The following is a 20,832-nucleotide window of genomic DNA, read 5'->3' on the forward strand; positions in this document are numbered from 1 at the left end:
TTAGGGACAAATAAAAGGAAACGCAAATACCGGGATCCCGGGGCGAGGAGCCCGCGCGGAATCCGGGAAACCCTACTGAGGTGGGGGCTATCGGGAACTTTTCAAGGCCCCGTCGCGGCAGCGGCGCGATCCCCGCTAAAATCCCGCACTTTCTCTCCTACCCCCGGCCGGCCTTCCGCCCATGCAACCCGCCTCCCTTTCGCAACCCGCCCCCCACGCCGTCGACGACGCGCCCAGCCACGACCTGGTCTACGGCCCCGACGACCGCCCCGCGCCGCCCGTCGCCTTCGTCGCCGCGTTGCAGCACCTGCTGGCCATCCTGGTCCCCATCGTCACCCCCGGCCTGTTGATCTGCCAGGCCCTGGGCGTCAGCAGCCGCGACACCACGCTGATCGTGTCCATGTCGCTGGTCATCTCCGGCATCGCCACTTACGTGCAGTGCAAGCGCTTCGGCCCGCTGGGCGCCGGCTTGCTCATCGTGCAGGGCACCAGCTTCAACTTCGTCGGCCCGCTGATCGCGGGCGGCTCGGTCATGGTCAAGCAAGGCACGCCGGTCGAAGCCGTGATGGCCGCGATCTTCGGCGTGGTCATCGCCGGATCGTTCGTGGAAATGGGCATCAGCCGCATCCTGCCCTTCGTCAAACGCCTGATCACCCCGCTTGTGACCGGCATCGTCGTGCTGCTGATTGGCCTGACCTTGATCAAGGTCGGCCTGATCAGCATGGGCGGAGGTTTCGGCGCCATGGCCAACGGCACCTTCGCCAGCGCGGAAAACTTGACGCTGTCCGGCTTGGTGCTGGGCACGATCATCCTGCTGAACCGCGTGCCGGTCGTCTGGATCCGCAGCACGGCGCTGGTGCTGGCGCTGGCCGTCGGCTACATCGCCGCCGCGTCCATGGGCCGCCTGGACTTCACCGGCGCGCGCGAAGCCGCCCTGTTCCAGATCCCCGTGCCGCTGCACTTCGGCCTGGGCTTCTCGTGGGCGCTGTTCGTGCCGATGCTGATCATCTACCTGGTCACGTCGCTGGAAGCCATCGGCGACGTCACCGCCACCAGCAAGGTGTCCAAGCAGCCGGTCGAAGGCCCGCTGTGGATGCAGCGCATCAAGGGCGGCGTGCTGGTCAACGGCGCGAATTCGCTCCTGGCCGGCGTGTTCAACACCTTCCCCAGCTCGGTCTTTGCGCAGAACAACGGCGTGATCCAGCTGACCGGCATCGCAAGCCGCCACGTCGGCGTATGGATCGCCGGCATGCTGATCCTGCTGGGCCTGTTCCCCAGCGTGGCCGGCGTGCTGCAAGCCGTGCCCGAACCCGTCCTGGGCGGCGCCGCCATGGTGATGTTCGGCGCGGTTGCCGCGTCCGGCATCAACATCCTGGCCGGCATTCAGCTAGACCGCCGTGCGTTGTTGATCATCGCGGTGTCGCTGGCCTTGGGGCTGGGCGTCTCGCAAGTGCCTGAAATTCTGTCGCACCTGCCGCATGCGGTGAAGAGCGTGCTGGAATCGGGCGTTGCCACCGGCGGGATCTGCGCCTTGGTGATGAACTGGTTCTTGCCGGAAAAGAAGTAGGTCGTGCTTGAGGGCTGGGTCCGTTTTCGGCTGGATGGCCGGGCGGATCCGGCCTTGATCAGGGGCTGGATTTGAGGCCGCCTGACAATTTTTGAAAGTACGCATATAATCGCTGTCTTCGTTCTCCCGCAGCCGTCATCTGGACGTGTTCGCGACCCCCTTGCCCGGGTGGTGAAATTGGTAGACGCAGGGGACTCAAAATCCCCCGCCGCAAGGCGTGCCGGTTCGATTCCGGCCCCGGGCACCAGAATTCCTCATGTGACGCGCGTTAAACACGCTTCGTCCAGCATCGCATCATCCCCTCCAAGCATTGCCCTCCTCGGGCTTAGACGGCCATACCCCCCGGCTAATGCCCCGCGCGAGGGGCATTGGTACGCACTGCAATGCAGTGCAGTGCTCACGCACCTAGCTAAAAAAGAGCGCCGTGAAATAGCGCACCTACTTTTTATCTCCGGTCAGAGCCATGTAGCAGCCCGCGTAGCCCAAGTTCTCGAACTCATCTACAGCTTTCGATTTCCGTTCGGCCAACTCGTAGGACGGAACCCGGAACGCCTGCTCAATGAAGAGCATTTTGATGCCCTTCATGTACTCGTCCTCTGTTCTGGATGCGTCTTCCATAAGCTGCCTCATGGAAGCGCCATGCTGACGCTTTTCCATAATTCCTCGCGCAATAGATGATGAGATTGCGCACTCCTTCATGATCTCGTCAGACGAGGGAGCCGCGACAGCGTTCGAAGATAAAGCAACCGCACACGCGAGCTGGGCGAAGAACCAATTATTTATTTTGACCATTGATGGCCTCTCCTTGTGAGGCGTCGATTTTACTAGTCGCAACCTGCTAAACGAAAACCCCTTACGGAGACCCCACTCAAAGCTTCGCTCTGCTTTTTAGCCGCTAAAACCGCTGTTGCGATAAGCTTGCCTCCACTCGCCCACCGCACCGTGGACATTCATTTTGACAAGCACCGGGGGCTCTCCGATGGCAATCAAAGCCGTAGCGTTTGACGTGTTTGGGACATTGGTCCATATCCAGCGGCCTACTCGCCCGTTTCGAAAGTTGGTCCGTCTGCTGCATGAAGCCGGTCGTCGGCGGCAGCGTGACGACGGGGTTCGGGCGATGAGCAATGTGTTGGACCTCAGGCAAGCGGCAAGCTTGTTTGGCGGGATGGTTAGTGAAGAAGATTTGTGTGGGTTGGAGGCCGAGTTGCATGAGGAGATCCAGTCGATCTCGCTCTTTGACGATGCCATTCCCACCCTGACTGCGCTGAAAGACCGAGGCATCAAAGTAGCGCTCTGCTCAAACCTTGCCGCGCCGTATGGGCCGCCGGTGCTGAAACTGTTGCCCGTGCAGCCGGACTTTTGCGCCTGGTCGTACGAAGCTAGCGCAGTGAAGCCGCAGCCGCAGATCTATCAATACCTTTGTGAGGGTATTGGCTGCCGGCCGGATGAGGTCTTGATGATCGGTGACACCGTCGATGCCGATATGATCGGCCCGCGAAAATTCGGTATGCAGGGATACCACTTGAATCGGCAGGCAGCCACGCCGGCTAACAGCGATTCTCTGCGTTCGCTAAGTGATGTGCTGAATTTTGTTTAACTAATTCTTTTCAACTGATCGGCCGCATCCCCTCCCAATGACCACCACCCCCTACCGGGATTACCTCTTCGGCCTGATCATCTCGATTGCCCTGGCCGGGTGGCTGGCATTCCTTGGCCTTACCGCCGCGTTAACTCCCGACCTGGGCTGGGGCATCGTCGCCCTTCTTACTGCCGCGATCTGGGTGGGCGGGCCACTGGCCATCCTGCTGATCATCGTCTGGCTCTACTACCTTTCTCGCGATCGGGGCCGTGTGCCCGGCCGGGTCCATGCCTGGTTGTTCTTGCCTACGCTGATCGCCATGCTGATTTACCCGGCCAGCGAATCGTTCGAAAAATCCAAACGCGAGCGCTTTAGCGATGCGCATCCCTATATTGCCGAAACGCACGTCAACCTTAGCGGCAAAGATCTGTGGATCGACACCACGCCTTACGCCACCACGTCGTCGGGTGCAGGGCCAAGAATGCCGTTTGCGGCCGCTGAATCGCAGCAGTTCATGGTGTTCAATCGATATCCCAGCCCGGCCGCGACGCAGCCTTTTCCGTATGACGGCACGCGCTTGCGCGAGGATATCGCGCAGTACAGATATCTTTCTGCGTCGGGCGATGCTGTCGCCGCATCGTTGCCGTTGACGCGTTTTGCTTACCCGGACGTGGCGCGCTTTTCATCGGCGCTGAATAAGCCGGATAGATCGATGTTGCGGTATCTGTATTTTCATTATCCCGACCGTGTCGAGGTTGCCCCTGTGCTGAACCGTTTGGCGGGGATGACGGAGCAGCGTCTTGATCGAAAGGGGCAGCACGGGCTGGTGTTGCTCAGTGCGGTCAATTACACCAGCAGCGCTATCGCTCGGCTTGAAGTGAATGGTCAGACGCTGGATATCGGCGACCGCGCGCTTGTTTCCGTCGCGCCGTTGCCGGCCGCCTGCCATGATTTTGCGCGGCCTATCGGTGCGGCGTTTATTATGCTTAGCCGGCCACTGGCGCTGCGGTGGCAAACGACTGGCGCGCCGGGAACGCCGGAAACGCCGGAAGCGCCTGACCCCAGCAGCACTGCCAACGCCGCCCACCCCTGGCACACCGCAACGCTGGACGCGCCCGCATTTCGACATCCTGAACCCGTTGACGGAGAATCCACGCTGATGCGTCTACAGCTGTATTTCCTGCCTGACGGCACGGTCGAAGTGGAACGCTTTGTGCAGGTACATTTGCCGAAAGACAAACTAGGCATACGCGCCACCGGCGTACCCGCACGCGCAGCCCCTTATGCAAGCTGCGGCGGCGCATACAGTGCCTACAACCCGCAAACCGTCCCGCTGCTGGCAAACTAGACATACCGTCAAACTGCACACCGTTGATAAAGATCATCATGACCCATGCATTGCTTCGGATAGGCTTATGCGCAATATGAAAGGCAAGTCCTCGTCCACCACGGAAGGCTATTTGTTTTCTGATCAGATAGGTCACCTGCTGCGACGTGTCTATCAGCGTCACACCGCTTTGTTTCAGCACTACATCCCCGACTCTCAGCTCACCGCCGCGCAGTTTGTCGTGCTGTGTTCGGTGCGGGATAACGGTGCAAGTTCACTGGCGGACCTGGTCAAGGCGACGGTCATTGACCAAGCTACGGTGCGCGGCGTGGTGGACAGGTTGAAGCAGCGCGAATTGGTGCAGGTGGATCACGACCCGGTTGACCGGCGCAAAGTGGTTATCAACCTGACGCCCGTCGGGCAAGCGCTGGTTCAAGAGATGGAACCGTTTGCCAAGCAGATCACGGAAAGCACCTACGGCAATCTGAACCCGGCCGAGCGCGTGGCGCTGCATTTTCTGCTGACCAAAATGTTGAACGGCGACGAACAGGCCTGAGCTGTTCGTCGCCGTTCCTGGCAGCACGCCGGCGCTATTCACGCCGGCGGCACCCTCGATTTACACCACCATCAATCCAGCGCGCGGTTGCGCGACTCCACGTCTACCGACCAGATCGACACGGCGCCCGCCAGCAACATGCTGGACAGCACGACCAGCGACAGCGTGAAGTGGCTGGTCATGATGGGCGCGATGATGGCCGGGGCGAACAGCCCGCCAAAGCGCGCCACCGCGCCCGCCATGCCCATGCCGCTGGCGCGCAAGTCCGTTGGGTAGACCTCGGGCGTGAACGCATACAGCGCGCCCCACGTGCCCAGCAGCGAAAAGCTCATCAGCAAGGTGGAACCGATCACCACGGCGGGGTCGGTGCCCAGGCTGTACAGCATGCAGCCTACCGCGCTCAAAATCAGGAAGCCGACCAGCGTGGGCTTGCGGCCCCAGCGTTCGACGCCATAGGCAGACAGCGCAAAACCAGGCAATTGCACCAACGCCAGCAGCACCAGGAATTCCTGGCCGCGCATGAAGGCAAAGCCGGCGGTGCTGAGCTTGATGGGCAGGTACACGAAGACGCCGTAGTACGCGATGGAGATCAGCGCCCATGCCAGAAGCAGCCCGATGCTGCGGCGGCGGTAGCTGGGCGAGAACAAGGCGAACATGGATTTGTTGACGGGCGTTTCCGGTTGCAGCGCGGGCACTTCGATGTTGCGCTGGTTGACGCGCGCGACGCGTTCCAGCACTTTGCGCGCCTGGTCGGATTTGCCGTTGCGGTTCAGGTACATCGGCGATTCCGGGATGTAGAACCGGAGCACCACGCCGATCAGTGCGGGCAGGCCCGTAACGAAGAAGATCACGCGCCAGGCGTCATCGCCCCACGACACCGCCGCCAGCGCCAGCAGCGCCAGGAAAATGGTGCCCACGGCCCAGAACGATTCCAGCAGCACCAGCCAGCGGCCACGGCGATCGCTGGGCAGGAACTCGGCCATCATCGTGTAGTCCACCGGCAACGTGCCGCCCACGCCGATGCCCGTCAGGAAACGCAAAAGCAGCAGCCACGTGAACTCAGGCGCGAAGGCCGAAGCCACGCCCGCGCAGGCGTCGATGACCACCGCGATCATCAGGACGGGTCGCCGGCCGATGCGGTCGGCCATCCGGCCGAAGACGAACGCGCCGATCAACATGCCGATGAAGAAGAACGTGCCGCTTTGCAGCGCTTGGGGCACGGTGATGCCAAAGGTCTTGGCGATGGACGGCGCGGAAAAGCCGATGGACAGCACCTGCATGGCGTCGGCCATCCAGACCAGGCCAAATATCACAAAGAGCCGATACTGGAACTTGCCGACGCCGGCCACCTGAATGGCCTTGTCCACGGATACCAATGAAGCTGACATAGATGAAACCCCTTGATGTGATCATCACTAAAGCCGCACGCGTTATGGCCGCGTTTTCCTTAATTCAGCTCCGCATGGTTGCGTAGCCGTTTAATCGTCGTGCCGGGATCGGCCCAGGCCTCTTTGTCCGGCGCAAAACGTTCCCGCAAATAGCCCAGCAGGTCGGCGACCTGCCTGTCGTCAAGACTGTCCTTGAAGCCCGGCATGTACCCCAGCGCGTCGTCGGCGGGTTCCTGGATGCCGTGCAAGATCACCTGAATCAGGTTATCGGGCGTGTCGGCGTGCAGGTTGGTGTTGGCGCTTAGCAAGGGCTTGGCGCCGAACAGCGTGGGCCCGCTTCCGGCCTCGTGGCAGACCGCGCAGGCGTTCTGATAGATGCGTTCACCGTTGGCGCGCCGGCCTTGCAGGGATTGGATCGTTACAGCGGCGGGCGTGGTGGCGGAGGCAGACGCAGAGGCGGTCTTGGGCGCAGCCGCGGTGTCGGTTGTGGTCTCGGCCGTGGTCTTGGTCTCGGTCTTGGACGATGGCGAGGGCAACGAGGGCGAGGGCGACGGTGTCGCAGAAGCCGATGCCGAAGCCGATGCCGATGCCGATGCCGATGCCGAAGCCGATGCCGCCGACGCAGCATATTCGCCGTTGCCGTCGCCCTGCCGCTTCGGCAAGTCCAGCAAATACGTCGTGATGGCCTTGACGTCGTTGTCCGGCAATTCTGCCAAGCCGTGGATCACGGGCGCCATCGGCCCGGCCGCCACGCCGTGGCTGGGGGAATAGCCCGTGCGCAGATACTGGAATAGTTCATCACCCGACCAGGCGCGTGGTCCGCTGGCCAGTTGGTTCAAGGCGGGCGCGGTCCAGCCTTCCGCCTCGCCCCCTGCCAGGTAATGCACGCCCTTCTTCTCCGCGCCCAGGCGGTTGCGCGGTGAATGACAAGCGGCGCAGTGGCCAACGCCCTCCACCAGATACGCACCACGCAGCCACTGCGCGCTGCGCGACGGGTCCGGCGTGAAGGGCGTGGCGTCGTGAAACAGCGCATTCCAGCCGGCCAAGAGCGGGCGCATATTGAAGGGGAAGGCCAACTGCGTCTTCGGCGGCTCGGACTTAACGGCGGGTTGCGACATCAGGTAGCCATACAACGCCTGCATGTCCGCTTCGCTCAATTTGGCATAGGCCGTGTAGGGAAACGCGGGATACAGCTGACGGCCGTCCTGGTGCACGCCCTGGCGCATGGCGCGCTCGAACGCGGGGTAGGACCAGCGGCCGATGCCGGTGTCGTTGTCGGGCGTGATGTTGGTGGAATAGATTGTGCCGAAGGGGGTATCCAGCGCCAGACCGCCCGCGTTAGCGGGTCCGCCGGGCGCGGTGTGGCAGGCGATGCAATCCCCGGCAGCGGCGACCAGGCGGCCCCGTTCGATGGCCCGCATTGAATACAGGGAAACGTCGGGGCCAGCCGTCAAAGGCAACGCAGGCTTAATGGGCCACAGCGCGGCGACCATGCCGGCCAGACCGGCGACGCCGGCCGCGAGCCACACGCCGGCTCGCGCCAGACGACCCCGCGCCGACGTGCCCCAGCTTGGTCGCCCATGGTCTTGCAACGCCAAGCGCAACGCCTCGGTGTCGAATGGCGCTTGCCGCAGGCGCACGCCGGTTGCGTTATGGATGGCGTTGGCGATGGCGGCGGCGGCGGGCAAGGTGACCACGCCGTCCACGGCCAGACGACCTTGTGTGACGTTGCCGTCCGCGACGTCTCCCGCCGCGCGGGGCAGCATCGCGCCCTCGCTACCTGCGTAGGGGCGTACGGTCCGGTCTGGCGGGTCATCCTTGAATGACGGGCTGACCCAATCGTCAAACGCCGGCGGCCCCGCCAGCAGACGGCGCGCGTTATCCAGCAGCCATGGCGTTTGCTGTTCGATATGGGCGTGTACGGGCGCGCCTTGCGCCGGTTGCAGGCGCTGGCTGTCGTGGCCGGCGACCACGCGGGTGACTTCGACCTGACCGGTTTGGGCGCGCACGGATACCTCGGCCACCCAGGCGCTCCACACCATGCGGGCGGCGCCGTCGTCATCCACGCATTGCACCTGTGCGGTGGCGAAGCCCGTGCCATGCAGCAGGCCCGCGCTGGGCGCTGGGGCGGCGTCGGCGTCGGCGTCGGTGTTGGCGTTTGCGTTTGCGTCTTCGCCTGCGTTTGCGTTTGCGTCTTCGCCTGCTTTTGCGTTTGCGTTTGCGTCTTCGCCTGCGCCTGCGTTTGCGTTTGCGTCTTTGCCTGCGCCTGCGCCTGCTCCGGCGCCAGTGTTTAATCTCGCGCGACTCACGACTTGGCGCGCCAGCTCGCGGCCCTTGCCTTCGGGCAGGTGTTCCACGCGCCACGCGATGGGATCTTTGCCGTGGGCCAGCGCGGCTTCATGCCATTGGCTTTCTTGCGCAAAGACTTGCGCGGCGTTCAATTCATCCACACTGGCGCGCAACGGGGGCAGCGCGCGCCGGGGCGACGTTACGGGTGCGCCGCATACCGTCGCCTGTGCCGACGCGCCTGCCAGCGCGGGCTGGCTCAACAGCCGCGCCAGGCTCGGGCGCACCGCCCAGGGTGCATCGGACCGCAACGACGCGGCGCCGGCAGCGGCGCGCGAGTCGGGTTGTGGCGCGAAGGCAGTGGCGTTGGTGGCCGACGCGTTGGTGGCCGAGGCGTTGGTGGCCGAGGCGTTGGTGACCGAGGCGTTGGAGGTGTCGGCGTTTGAAGCCCATGCATTCAGAGCAGCAGCATTCGGAACGGCAGCATTCGAAGCACCTGCATTCGAAGCACCTGCATTCGAAGCACCTGCGTTCAACGCAGCAGCGTCCCAACCCGCCGAGTCGAACGTCGCATCATCGACCGGCAGACGCAGCACCAACTCTTCAGCAACACCCGACCGGCAGGCCACGCACACCGGCCGGCCCACTGCTTGCGACAGCAGCGCGGCGTCGGCGGCGGCGTCCATCAAGTCCAGCGGATGCACCGCATCGTGGCCTTCGGAGACCGCCCCGTCGATCGTGGCATGCACCGTGACGCGGATCGTCTCTTGCGCTTGTTGCAGCAGCACCGCCAGCTCGCGGCGTATCTGAGCTTGCGTGTCGGGCGTGCAGGGCGGCAGCCACACGCCGGCATGCCCGTTCAGCGCCCATACCGTCGCCCGAGCACCGGCTGGCGCTTCAAAGGACGGCAGGCACAGGCCATAACGAATTTCGTCCGAATCCGCGACATCATCACGTGGCGTCTGGACTGAATCCGGCGCTTCCCATACGGGCGCCAAGGCCATGGCCGCCTGCCTGGCATGAACGGGCGAGACGGCGACGACGCCCGCGAAGTGTGTGTGCCGAACTACCGTCACAACGCCCGACAGCGCGCGCGCCTGATCCCACTGCGCCTGCTGCAAGACGCTGCCGCGATACCGCGCGCCATCCCACAGCACGGCAGGCGGACGCAAGGCCACGCCGTGTAGCAAGTCCGCGGGCAGGCCCAGGTGATGCAGCGGTGACCCCAGCGCGTCCTGGCTCATCGCGCGGGTCCGCCATCCGCAAGATCAACACCGCCCGCAACATCCGCGACACCCGCAGCACCCGCGACACCCGCGACACCCGCAACACCCACAACACCAACACTTTTCGTCCGCAACTGAACCGCCCGCAGCGCCGCCTGCATGATTTCCACATGCGTGCCGCAGCGGCACAGGTTGTGATGCAGTTCGCTGCGCAGCGCGTCTTGCGTGGGCTCAGGATTGCGGCGCAGCAGCGCTTCCACCGTCATGATCATGCCGTTCAGGCAATACCCGCACTGGGCTGCCTGGCAATCGATAAATGCTTGCTGCGTCGTGCCCGGTTGCTGACGTGTGCCCAAGCCTTCCAGCGTGACCACCGCCCTGCCCTGCGCGGCCCGCACCGGGATCACGCACGACCGCGCGGCCACGCCGTCGATCAATACCGTGCACGCGCCGCACTCGCCCAGGCCACAGCCATACTTCGGCCCGTTCAGCGCCAGGTCGTTGCGCAGCACGTGCAGCAGCGCCGTGTCGGGCGCGGCCGGCACGGTGCACTCGTCGCCGTTGACGTTCAAGCGGATCGGCTGAGTAGCGCGGCAGGAATTGACGGTGGGTTCCATAAGGCGTGGCGCGTGGTCGCAGTTCGAAAAGTACGAAGGTTGCCGCGACACGGGACTAGGGGCAAGCCCCCTGGCACGCGCGGCGGACAGATCCTCAGGCCGCGGCCCGCGTCTTGGGGTCTACCAGCGGTTCGTTGAACACGTCATAGCCAAAGCACCACGACGGATCTTCATTCGTGCGCAACCAGGTGTTGTCGTGCGAAATGCGTTGCACCTTGCTGGCGCGTTCGGCGCGGTTGGCTTCGTACAGCGCAAAGGCCAGCTCGTGGTTCTGCACGCCCACTTCCTGGAAGCAGCGCGCCAGCATGGCGCCATCTTCAATGGCCATGGCCGCGCCTTGCGCCATGTGCGGCTTCATGGGGTGGCAGGCATCGCCCAGCAACACCAGGCGGCCACGGCTCCAGAGCGGCAGCGGGTCGCGTTCCAGCAGCGACCACTTGGTGACGTCCACCGTGGCGTCGATCAGCGCCTGCACGGTGGGGTGCCAGCCGCTGAAGGCCTCGCGCATTTCATCCTTGCTGCTGGGCAGCCAGCGGTCGTTCAAGTCCCAGTGTTCCACCGGCACGCCGGTGACGTAGTAGAGCTCGTCGGCCTTGCTGGTAACGAAGTACACCATCATGTGGCGATCATCGCTCCACCATTTGACGCAGGAATCGAAGGGCAGCATGCCGGCCTTGGTCCGCGGCGTGGGGAACACCGCGCGGTGCGCCAGATAGCCCGCGTACTTGGGCAGCTCTGGCCCCAGCAGTTCTTCGCGAATGCGGGAATTGACCCCGTCGGCGCCGATCACGATGTCCGCCTCTTCCGAGGTGCCGTCGGCAAAGTGCATCAGCACCACGTCGCCGCGATCTTCCACGCGAGTCAGGCTCTTGTCGTACGCCACCACGTGCTTGGGCAAGGCGTCGACCAGCAAGGCATGGAAGTCGCCCCGGTGCACGGTCAGGTACGACGCGCCGTATTCCTTGACGGCGTAATCGCCCAGCGGAATCTGCGCCAGGATGTCGCCGGTTTCCCAATGGCGGCTGTACCAGAAGTCCGGGTGCGAGCCCTGCGCGTTCAGCGCATCCTCGATACCAATGCGGCGCAGGATCTTCATGACGTTCGGCCCCACGTGGATACCGGCCCCCAATCGCGAAAAGCCGGGCGCCTGCTCGTAGACGCGAACGTTAAGCCCTTGCTTGAGCAGCAGCGCGGCGGTGGCGGCGCCGCCCAGGCCCGCGCCGACGATGGCGATACGAGGGGATGTAGACACGGAACTTCTCCTTGCTGGATGGTGAAAGACTGCTGAAGCCAATTCAAGAAATTATGGAGTACACGCTTAATTTATGGATACATAAAAAGATGACCCGCGCGTAAACCCGCAGAGGAATCACCAAAATAGTGCATTGCTCGCGCACACTTAGGTGAAAACCACTACAACAGGCGGGCTGGTCATCTGCGCTGCTCTTTGCAAGAATAGAGCGTATACGCTTCTTTTGAATTTATCGAAAACCCTAGGCCCGCCCCTTTTCAAGGCTTCTCCATGACGAAGACATTCCGTATCGGCCAGATCGTCCCCAGTTCCAACACCACGATGGAAACCGAGGTGCCCGCCATGTTGCAGGCGCATTCGTCGCTGCGCCCCAACGATCGCTTCACGTTTCATTCCAGCCGCATGCGCATGAAGAAAGTGCAGAAGGAAGAGCTGGCCGCCATGGACGCCGAAAGCGACCGCTGCGCGCTTGAACTTAGCGATGCGCGCGTCGACGTGCTGGGCTACGCCTGCCTGGTGGCCATCATGGCCATGGGGCGTGGCTACCACCGCGTGTCCCAGAAACGGCTGACCGAGCGCACCGCCGAAAACGGCGCCTCCGCGCCCGTCATCACCAGCGCAGGCGCGCTGGTCGAGGCGCTGCATGCGATGGGCGCCAAGAAAATCGCGCTGGTCGCGCCCTACATGATTCCGCTGACCGAACTGGTCATGGACTACATCGCCGCCGAAGGATTCGAAATCGTGGATTGGCGCGCGCTGGAAATTCCCGACAACCTGGACGTGGGCCGCCATGACCCGGCCAAGCTGCCGGGCATCGTCGCCGGCATGAATGTGGCCGACGCCGATGTGATCGTGCTGTCCGCCTGCGTGCAAATGCCGTCGCTGCCCGCCGTCTCGCAAGTGGAAGCGGAAACCGGCAAACCCGTTCTCACGGCGTCCATCGCCACCACCTACGCCATCCTGAAAGAACTGGGCTTGGACCCGGTGGTACCCGGCGCCGGCGCCCTGCTATCGGGCGCTTACCCCTACTCCCGGAGCGCACAATGACCCAAGCCCAAGCCAATAGCACTTTTCTGTACGGCGCCAACGTCCACGCCAACGGCATCCGCCAGCACTACCTGCGTTACGGCGGCACAACAGGCGAACGCGCCGGCCGCCCCGCCGTCATCCTGATTCCCGGCATCACCAGCCCGGCCGTCACCTGGGGCTTTGTGGCTGAACACCTGGGTCGCCAGTTCGACACCTATGTGCTGGACGTGCGTGGCCGGGGCCTGTCGGCGTCCGGCCCCGGGCTGGACTACGGCCTGGACGCGCAAGCGGCTGACGTCAATGCGTTTGCCCAGGCGCTGCAACTGGCCCACTACGCGCTGGTCGGCCATTCCATGGGCGGCCGCATCGCCGTGCGCGCCGCGCGCAGCCAACCCCAGGCGCTAACTCGCCTGGTCCTCGTGGACCCACCGGTATCCGGCCCGGGCCGCCGCCCGTACCCGGCCAATCTGCCGTGGTACGTGGACTCCATTCGCCAGGCCACGCACGGCATGAGCGCCGAGGACATGCTGGCCTTCTGCCCCACCTGGACCGAAGCCCAGCGCCAACTGCGCGCGCAATGGCTGCACACCTGCTTTGAACCGGCGATTGTGCAGAGCTTTGAAGACTTTGGCCGTGACGACATCCACGCGGACCTGCCCGCCATCAAGATCCCGATGCTGCTCGTTACCGCCGAAAAGGGCGGCGTCGTCGGCGATGACGATGTGGCCGAATGGCAGGGGCTGGCGCCGCAGACGCAGCACGTGCGCGTACCCGGCGCGGGCCACATGATTCCGTGGGACAACGAAGCCGGCTTCTACGCCGCCTTCGGCGATTTTCTTGGCAGCAAGATCGACTGATCCGCCCTTTTCCCAATCCGCTGATTCAAGGAGCCCGCCATGTCCGTCAGCGATATCGATTTGATCCACGCCTGGAAGCAGGTGCTGACGTTGTCGCGGCTTGAAGCCGGACAGATCGTCACCGTGCTGACCGGCGCCGACACGCACCCGCAAACCTTGCGCTGCGCGATCGCCGCCGCCACCGACCTGGGCGCCCGCGTCAACCGCCTGGACCTGCCGCCCGTCAACGCGGAAAAGTCCATCAGCCGCGACGCGCTGGCGTATCTGGGCGCCACGCCGCTGACGGGCAACCCGGCCGCCATCGCCGCGCTGAACGCCAGCGACCTGGTGCTGGACCTGATGACGCTGCTGTTCTCGCCCGAGCAGCATGACATCTTGCAGACCGGCACCAAGATCCTGCTGGCCATCGAACCGCCCGAAGTGCTGTGCCGCCTGGTCCCCACCGAGGCCGACCGCGCGCGCGTGCAGGCCGCCGCGCGTCGCATCGAAGCCGCCAAGAAAATGCACATCACGTCCGACGCCGGCACCGACCTGCGCTGCGAACTGGGCGAGTTTCCCGCGATATCGGAATACGGTTTCGTGGACGAACCCGGCCGCTGGGACCACTGGCCCAGCGGCTTCGTGCTGACCTGGCCCAACGAAGGGCAAAGCCAAGGCCGCGTGGTATTGGACCGTGGCGACATCCTCTTGCCCATGAAAGACTACGTGACCGATCCGATTGAACTGGTCATCGAGAACGGTTACGTCACCCGCATCAACGGCGGGCTTCAGGCAGACATCCTGAAGGAATACATGGCGGCGTATGAAGACCCGGAAGCGTATGCCGTGTCGCACATCGGCTGGGGCCTGCAACCGCGCGCGCAGTGGTCCATGCTGGCGCACTACAACAAGGAAGCGCACATCGGCATGGACGCGCGCGCCTTCGAGGGCAATTTCCTGTGGTCCATGGGCCCCAACAATGAAGCGGGCGGCAGCCGCACCACCGCCTGCCATATCGACATCCCCATGCGCCATTGCAGCGTGGCGCTGGACGGCCAGCCGATGGTGACGCGCGGCGTGGTGCAAGACGAACCCGGCCTGGCGCATGCCGCCCGCCGCAAGGACAACAAATGAATGCCTCCACCCAAACCATTCCCGCCGACGCCGTCGCGGGTGACATCTCGGCCTACTCGCGGCAAGGCTTCGGCACGCCGTTGCCGCTGAAGGCGCCCTTTGGCCTGCTGATCGTGGACTTCGTCAACGGCTTTGCCGACCCGGCCGTGCTGGGCGGCGGCAACATTGCGCCGGCCATTGCGCAGACGCGGCACTTGCTGGCCCACGCGCGTGAACGCGGCTGGCCGGTCGCGCACAGCCGCATCGTGTTCTCGGACGACGATGCCGACAGCAACATTTTTTGCTTGAAGGTGCCCGCGATGTTGGCCCTGAAAGAACATAGCCACAACAGCGCCATCGTGCCCGAACTTGCCCCGGCGCCCGGCGAATACGTGGTGCGCAAAAGCACGCCGTCTGCATTCTTTGGCACCATGCTGGCGCCGTGGTTGGCGCAGCGCGGCGTGCAGACCTTGCTGGTGGCCGGCTGCGTGACCAGCGGCTGCGTGCGCGCCAGCGTGGTGGATGCCATGCAGGCGGGTTTTCGGCCGTTGGTGGTGTCCGACTGCTGCGGCGACCGCGCGCTGGGGCCGCACGAAGCCAACCTGTTCGACATGGCGCAGAAGTACGCGGCTGTCATGCCCTTGGACCACGCGCTGGCCGAGACGCGCGCGTTGGTGGATGCCCCACTGCCGGCCGCGCGCTAAGCGCGACATAATCGTCAACCGGCCCGGCCCCTCCCCTTCGCTGCCCTCATGACCCTGCCCCAGCCCCACCTACTGCCTGGCGCGCTGCTTGCCCACCCCGACGCCTTGCTGGTGGTGCGCGAGCCGTCGGCGCCGCCCAAACCCGCGCCGGGTCAGCCGGGCTCTGCCACCGAATACGTCCAGCCCACGCCCGAAATATTCGTGGCCATCGTGCGTGATGCCGGCCTGGTCTCCGGCGACACGCCGTCGCCTGGCTGGCGCGTGCTGGCATTCAACGGGCATGTGGACCTGGGCACCGGTATCCGCACGTCGCTGACGCAGATCGTTGCCGAAGAACTGGACGTGCCCCTGTCACGGCTGGACATGGTGCTGGGCCACACCAGCGCCGCGCCCAACCAGGGGCCGACCATCGCCAGCGCCAGCATCCAGATTTCCGCCGTGCCCTTGCGCCGCGCCGCAGCGCAAGCGCGCGAACATCTGCTGATGCTGGCGGCGCAGCGGCTGGGCTTGCCGCGTGACGCGCTGTGCGTGCGTGATGGCGTGGTGCAGGTGCGGGACCAGGAGGATCGCCGGCCACGCCAAGGTGGGCGCGACGACGGCGATACGACGCATCACAACAATGCCGCGCCACACTGCCCGCAAGCGCTCAGCTATGGCGATCTGCTTGCCGGCCAGCACATCCGCTTGACGCTGGCCGCGCCCGACGCACCCGTCCGCCTCAAACCCGCCAGCGAATATCGCATCGTCGGCCAGGGCGTCGCCCGCGTGGACATCCCCGCCAAGGCCACGGGCGAACTGAGCTTCGTGCACGACGTACGCGTGCCGGGCATGCGGCATGGCCGCGTCGTGCGCCCGCCGCACCCAGGGCGCGATGCCGGCGACTTCATCGGCCAATGCCTGATCGATGTGGACCGCGCCTCCGTGGCCCATCTGCCGGGCAATGTGCAGGTGGTGGTGCAAGGCGATTTCATCGGCGTCGTGGCTGACCGCGAAGAACAGGCCATTGCCGCCATGCGCGCCCTGAAGGTCCGGTGGAAGCCCATTGCCCCCGCGCCCGACCTGAGCGACGTGGCTGCCGCCATCCACGCCAACCCGGCCCGCGCGCGGCCGCTGATCGAAGACGGTGACGTGGACGCCGCCTGCGCCCGGGCCGCCACGCACCTGCGCCGCCGCTACGTCTGGCCGTATCAAATGCACGCGTCCATCGGCCCTTCCTGCGCCGTGGCGGATTTTCGTGACGGGCGATTGACGGTGTGGACGGGCACGCAAAACCCCCACATGCTGCGCACCGATCTGGACCGGCTGCTGAACCTGGGCGAAGGCCAGATCGACCTGATCCGCCTGGAAGCCGCCGGGTGCTACGGGCGCAATTGCGCGGACGACGTCTGCGCCGACGCGGCGCTGCTGTCGATGGCGGTGGGCGCGCCGGTGCGCGTGCAGCTGACGCGTGAACAAGAACACCAATGGGAGCCCAAGGGCACCGGCCAGTTGATGGACGTGGGCGCCGCCATCGACGCGCAAGGCAATCTGCTGGCGGTCGACTTCGCCGTGCGCTATCCGTCCAACGATGCGCCACTGCTGGCCTTGCTGTTGACCGGCGCCGTCTCGGGCGACCCGCGCACGCTGGAGATGGGCGACCGCACCGCCGCGCCGCCCTATCGCTACGCGGCGCGGCGCGTCGTCTGCCACGACATGCCGCCGATCGTGCGTTCGTCTTGGTTGCGCGGCGTATCGGCCCTGCCCAATTCCTTTGCGCATGACTGCATGATCGACGAGCTGGCCGAGGCCGCCGGCGCCGACCCGGTCGAATACCGCTTGCGCAACCTGGACGACGCGCGCGCCGTCGCGCTGATCGACGCCACGGCCAGGCAGGCCGGATGGCAAGCGCGCGCCGCCGGCACCCGGGGCAAGCCGGACGCCGACGGCTTACTGCGCGGGCGGGGCATTGCCTATGCGCGCTATGTGCACAGCAAGTTCCCCGGCTTCGGCGCCGCGTGGGCGGCCTGGGTCATCGACCTGTGCGTGGACCCGGCCACGGGGCGCGTGCGCGTGGAACGCATTGTCGTCGGCCAGGACACGGGCATGATCGTCAACCCGGCCGGCGTGCGCCATCAAGTCCATGGCAACGTGATCCAGACGCTTAGCCGCTGTCTGATTGAAAAGGTGTCGTTTGACGACGCCGGCGTGGCCAGCCGCGAATGGGGTGGCTACCCCATCATCGGCTTCAAGGACGTACCGGCCATCGATGTCTTGCTGATGCCGCGCCAGGACGAACCGCCGATGGGCGCGGGCGAATCCGCATCCGTACCCGGCCCCGCCGCCATTGCCAACGCGTTGTTCGACGCCACCGGAACGCGCTTTTACGAAGCGCCATTCACGCCCGACGCCGTGCTGGCGGTGTTGGCGGCCTGACCCACGCGACAACGCCACACAACAACACATCAACGCCACGCATCAACGCCACGCAAGCATCAGCCCCATGACGGACATCAACATCCTGGTATTACGCCAAGCCTTGGCCTGGCAACAAGCCGGCATCCCGGTCTGGCTGTTCACCGTGGTCCGTACATGGGGGTCGTCGCCCCGGCCCGCCGGGTCGATCATGGCGATGAACGCGCAAGGCGCGGTGGTGGGGTCGGTGTCCGGTGGCTGCATTGAAGACGACTTGGCCGATCGCGTTCGCGCCCTGGGCGATGACGCGCACTTGCCGGTGCTGATGCGCTACGGCGTGCTGGCGGACGATGCACGCCGCTTCGGCATCCCTTGCGGCGGCACGGTGCAATTGTTGATGGAACGCATCGGCGCGCACAGCCTGCTGCCAGAACTGCTGCAAGCCTGCGTGGAGCGGCGCTGCGTCACGCGTACCGTCGATCTGTCATCCGGGCACACGCTATTGCAGGGCGCACAGCCCGACATCGCGCCGCAATTGACTGACGCGACGTTGACGGTGGGATTTGGTCCCGCCGCGCGCCTCATCGTGATTGGCGCGGGTGACACCAGCCGATATCTCTGCCAGATCGCGCTGACCTTGGGTTTTGAAATCATCGTCTGCGACCCGCGTGAATCGCATCAGGGCGATTGGGCGCAGGACGGCATAACTTTCACGCGCGAGATGCCGGACGACGTCATCCTGCGCGTGCAACCCGACGCACGAACCGCCGTGGTCGCCCTGACGCATGACCGCAAGCTGGATGACCTGGCGCTGATCGATGCGCTGCAATCCAACGCTTTCTATGTCGGCGCCATCGGCTCGCGCAAGAACAGCGACCAGCGCCGCGCGCGGCTGCGCGAGTACTTTGATCTGACCGACGCCGACCTGCACAGGCTGCGCGGCCCGGCCGGCGTATTCATCGGCAGCAAGACTCCCGCCGAGATCGCGTTATCGATCATGGCGGAAGTGGTGGCGGCAAAGAACGGAGTGAGCTTCCTTGCCGCCGCCCCGCTCACACGCTGTCCAGCCCCGAACGATCAACCGCCGCCGCCGCCGCTTGCGCAGCCTGCATTTCCTCAATGAAGACCGGCGCGCACATGCCCGCGATCACCGCCGCCAGATCCCGGTCGGCAAGATCGTAGGCTTTGCGACCGGCCAGCAGGTTCAGCGACCCGATCACCCGGCCCTGGTAGCGCACCGGAATATTGAACGCGGATTGCAGGCCGCGCTCGATCAGCATCGGCGCTTCGGAAAACACCGACCGCACGTCGTCTTCATCGCTGGCCACATACAGCAGGCCTTGCTCCAGCACATGACGCGACCACGGCCCGTTGCCCGTGGCCTTGAAGCCGCCCAGCGGGCTGATGCTTTCATCCGACGTGTACAAGCGCTTCATCAGGCGGTGCTCTGGCAGATACAGCAGCGCGGTGAACAGCTGATGCCCGAAGGCCTCTGCCAGCAAGGCCGACACCACTTGCCACTGCGCCGCGCGGTTTTCTGCCTGAGCCAGTGCCCGCGCATGCGCCGCCCACGGCGCCAAGGTTGATGTCTGCGTCATCAGTGAATCGCCTCCAGCACCACGCCACGCGTGTTCTTGCCAAAGAACAGGATGCCCAGCCCGCCCACCAGCAAGATCGCCGTCATCATGGCGAACACGCCGGCAAAGCCCAATACGGGATACGCCACGCCGACGATGGTGGGCGATGCAATCGAGCCGATGCGCGCAAAGGCCGATGCCGCGCCCATGCCGGTTGCCCGGATCGAGGTCGGATAGATCTCGGCGGTGTAGGTGTACTGACCGGCAATCACGCCATTCATGCCGAACGACAGCAACATGCTCAACATGATGATCTGCTGTTCACCACTGGCCAAAGCCAGGCCCAGCGCCGACAGGCACGACAGCAGCATGTACGCCAGAATCGTGTACTTGCGGCCGATCCTGTCGTTGAAATACGCGGCGGAAAAATAGCCGGGAATCTGCGACAGATAGATCAGGATGGTGTACGAAAAGCTCTTGGTGATGGTGAAACCGCGCTCGACCAGCAAGCTGGGAATCCACACCAGGAAGGCGTAGTAGCAGAACAGCACCGTGATCCAGAACACCCACACCAGCACCGTCGTGCCCAGGTAGGTTTTCGAGAACAAGGACGTCAGCTTTTCCATCGCGCTTTGCGGATTTTCGGCGGCGGTGGCGGCGCGGCGCGTCGCGACGGGCGTGGGCAGCGGACGGCCCAGCTTTTGCTGCACTTCGGCTTCGATGGCCGAGCAGATGCGGTCGGCTTCGGCGGTCTGGCCGGTGTGTTCAAGCCAGCGCGGCGATTCGAACAGCGACTTGCGCCACCACAGCAAAAACACTACCGGCACGGAAGCAATCACCATGATCCAGCGCCAACCGTCCTCGCTCATCGGCACGATGAAATAGCCCAGCAACGCCGACAGCACGAAGCCGAACGAGAAGAAACCCGCCAGCGCGCCCGTGAAGCGTCCACGGTATTTGCTGCTGACAAATTCCGCCAGATACGGCGCGATGATGGCGCCTTCCGCGCCCATGCCGATGCCGGCAATCATGCGCAGGATGTAGAACTCGTGATAGTTGCGCGCAAACGCGTTGATGAACGTGGCCACGCAGAACAGCAGCAAGGCCCACATCATGATTTTCTTGCGGCCGTAGCGGTCACCCAGGATGCCGGAGAACAGCGCGCCCACCAGAAAGCCGACGTACGTGCTGCTGGCGATCCAGCCGATCTGGCCGGTGGATAAGCCCCACTGCGTGCGCAGCGAGGGGATGATGAAGGCAATGATGCCGGCGTCCAGTGCTTCAAACGCAAGCCCCAGGCCGCCGATCATCAGCAACCTGAAATGGAAGCTGGAAAACGGTAGCCGTTCCAGGCGGTCCGATACGGAATACATGGTGAAGATTT

Annotated in this window: 17 protein-coding genes and 1 tRNA gene; 11 read left to right on the plus strand and 7 right to left on the minus strand. The window is 64.6% G+C overall.

Features of this window, described 5'->3' with window-relative positions; genetic code table 11:
- Nucleotides 1-181 precede the first annotated feature (181 nt).
- Together AC6LJY_RS10710 and AC6LJY_RS10715 are read left to right on the plus strand one after the other, a co-directional pair.
- Nucleotides 182-1,567 (plus strand): solute carrier family 23 protein, encoded by a 1,386-nt coding sequence (locus tag AC6LJY_RS10710; protein ID WP_314355463.1) that lies wholly within the window; start codon nt 182-184, stop codon nt 1,565-1,567.
- Nucleotides 1,568-1,729: 162 nt separating this feature from the next.
- Nucleotides 1,730-1,814, plus strand: a tRNA-Leu gene (locus AC6LJY_RS10715).
- 191 nt (nt 1,815-2,005) lie between these two features.
- Here AC6LJY_RS10715 and AC6LJY_RS10720 read toward each other — a convergent pair.
- Nucleotides 2,006-2,359, minus strand: a complete 354-nt coding sequence (locus AC6LJY_RS10720; RefSeq protein WP_498135902.1) for a hypothetical protein — start codon at nt 2,357-2,359, stop codon at nt 2,006-2,008.
- A gap of 187 nt (nt 2,360-2,546) precedes the next feature.
- On the opposite strand from AC6LJY_RS10720, the gene AC6LJY_RS10725 reads away from it, so the two are divergent.
- From AC6LJY_RS10725 to AC6LJY_RS10735, 3 genes are all read left to right on the plus strand, one after another.
- A complete protein-coding gene (locus AC6LJY_RS10725) occupies nt 2,547-3,164 on the plus strand; it encodes an HAD family hydrolase (RefSeq protein ID WP_498135903.1) in 618 nt (205 codons plus the stop codon).
- A gap of 37 nt (nt 3,165-3,201) precedes the next feature.
- Nucleotides 3,202-4,494 carry a hypothetical protein gene (locus AC6LJY_RS10730; protein ID WP_498135904.1) on the plus strand — a complete coding sequence of 431 codons (1,293 nt, stop codon included), beginning with the start codon at nt 3,202-3,204 and terminating at the stop codon, nt 4,492-4,494.
- A 67-nt stretch (nt 4,495-4,561) separates the two neighbouring features.
- Nucleotides 4,562-5,029 carry a MarR family winged helix-turn-helix transcriptional regulator gene (locus tag AC6LJY_RS10735; RefSeq protein ID WP_189371350.1) on the plus strand — a complete coding sequence of 156 codons (468 nt, stop codon included), beginning with the start codon at nt 4,562-4,564 and terminating at the stop codon, nt 5,027-5,029.
- A 71-nt stretch (nt 5,030-5,100) separates the two neighbouring features.
- On the opposite strand, the gene AC6LJY_RS10740 is transcribed toward AC6LJY_RS10735, so the two are convergent.
- From AC6LJY_RS10740 to AC6LJY_RS10755, 4 genes are all read right to left on the minus strand, one after another.
- Nucleotides 5,101-6,417, minus strand: a complete 1,317-nt coding sequence (locus AC6LJY_RS10740; protein WP_046807253.1) for an MFS transporter — start codon at nt 6,415-6,417, stop codon at nt 5,101-5,103.
- A 59-nt stretch (nt 6,418-6,476) separates the two neighbouring features.
- Nucleotides 6,477-9,947: a c-type cytochrome gene (locus AC6LJY_RS10745; protein ID WP_498135905.1), complete on the minus strand. Its 3,471-nt coding sequence runs from the start codon at nt 9,945-9,947 to the stop codon at nt 6,477-6,479.
- Nucleotides 9,944-10,546, minus strand: a complete 603-nt coding sequence (locus tag AC6LJY_RS10750) for a (2Fe-2S)-binding protein (protein ID WP_498135906.1) — start codon at nt 10,544-10,546, stop codon at nt 9,944-9,946. The genes AC6LJY_RS10745 and AC6LJY_RS10750 overlap by 4 nt, the downstream gene beginning before the upstream one ends.
- A 94-nt stretch (nt 10,547-10,640) precedes the next feature.
- Nucleotides 10,641-11,798, minus strand: a complete 1,158-nt coding sequence (locus AC6LJY_RS10755) for an FAD-dependent monooxygenase (RefSeq protein ID WP_120157079.1) — start codon at nt 11,796-11,798, stop codon at nt 10,641-10,643.
- A gap of 270 nt (nt 11,799-12,068) precedes the next feature.
- On the opposite strand from AC6LJY_RS10755, the gene AC6LJY_RS10760 reads away from it, so the two are divergent.
- The 6 genes from AC6LJY_RS10760 to AC6LJY_RS10785 all read left to right on the plus strand — a co-directional run bounded on the left by AC6LJY_RS10760 (nt 12,069) and on the right by AC6LJY_RS10785 (nt 18,994).
- Nucleotides 12,069-12,845, plus strand: coding sequence for a maleate cis-trans isomerase family protein (locus tag AC6LJY_RS10760; RefSeq protein WP_104141774.1), 777 nt, complete (start codon nt 12,069-12,071; stop codon nt 12,843-12,845).
- Nucleotides 12,842-13,684: an alpha/beta fold hydrolase gene (locus AC6LJY_RS10765; protein ID WP_498135907.1), complete on the plus strand. Its 843-nt coding sequence runs from the start codon at nt 12,842-12,844 to the stop codon at nt 13,682-13,684. Before AC6LJY_RS10760 ends, AC6LJY_RS10765 begins: the two co-directional genes overlap by 4 nt.
- 39 nt (nt 13,685-13,723) lie before the next feature.
- Nucleotides 13,724-14,797: a 2,5-dihydroxypyridine 5,6-dioxygenase NicX family protein gene (locus tag AC6LJY_RS10770; RefSeq protein ID WP_104141771.1), complete on the plus strand. Its 1,074-nt coding sequence runs from the start codon at nt 13,724-13,726 to the stop codon at nt 14,795-14,797.
- The gene (locus AC6LJY_RS10775; RefSeq protein ID WP_046807247.1) at nt 14,794-15,480 is read left to right on the plus strand and encodes an isochorismatase family protein; all 687 of its coding nucleotides are present in this window, start codon (nt 14,794-14,796) and stop codon (nt 15,478-15,480) included. Before AC6LJY_RS10770 ends, AC6LJY_RS10775 begins: the two co-directional genes overlap by 4 nt.
- A 48-nt stretch (nt 15,481-15,528) precedes the next feature.
- Nucleotides 15,529-17,892 carry a xanthine dehydrogenase family protein molybdopterin-binding subunit gene (locus tag AC6LJY_RS10780; protein ID WP_498135908.1) on the plus strand — a complete coding sequence of 788 codons (2,364 nt, stop codon included), beginning with the start codon at nt 15,529-15,531 and terminating at the stop codon, nt 17,890-17,892.
- 67 nt (nt 17,893-17,959) lie between these two features.
- Nucleotides 17,960-18,994, plus strand: coding sequence for an XdhC family protein (locus AC6LJY_RS10785; RefSeq protein WP_498135909.1), 1,035 nt, complete (start codon nt 17,960-17,962; stop codon nt 18,992-18,994).
- Here AC6LJY_RS10785 and AC6LJY_RS10790 read toward each other — a convergent pair.
- A complete protein-coding gene (locus AC6LJY_RS10790) occupies nt 18,924-19,469 on the minus strand; it encodes a GAF domain-containing protein (protein ID WP_219991242.1) in 546 nt (181 codons plus the stop codon). The genes AC6LJY_RS10785 and AC6LJY_RS10790 overlap by 71 nt on opposite strands.
- Nucleotides 19,469-20,821 (minus strand): MFS transporter, encoded by a 1,353-nt coding sequence (locus AC6LJY_RS10795; protein WP_498135910.1) that lies wholly within the window; start codon nt 20,819-20,821, stop codon nt 19,469-19,471. Before AC6LJY_RS10795 ends, AC6LJY_RS10790 begins: the two co-directional genes overlap by 1 nt.
- Between the last annotated feature and the right edge of the window lie 11 nt (nt 20,822-20,832).

Source organism: Achromobacter sp. RT286_PF, from assembly GCF_059760425.1.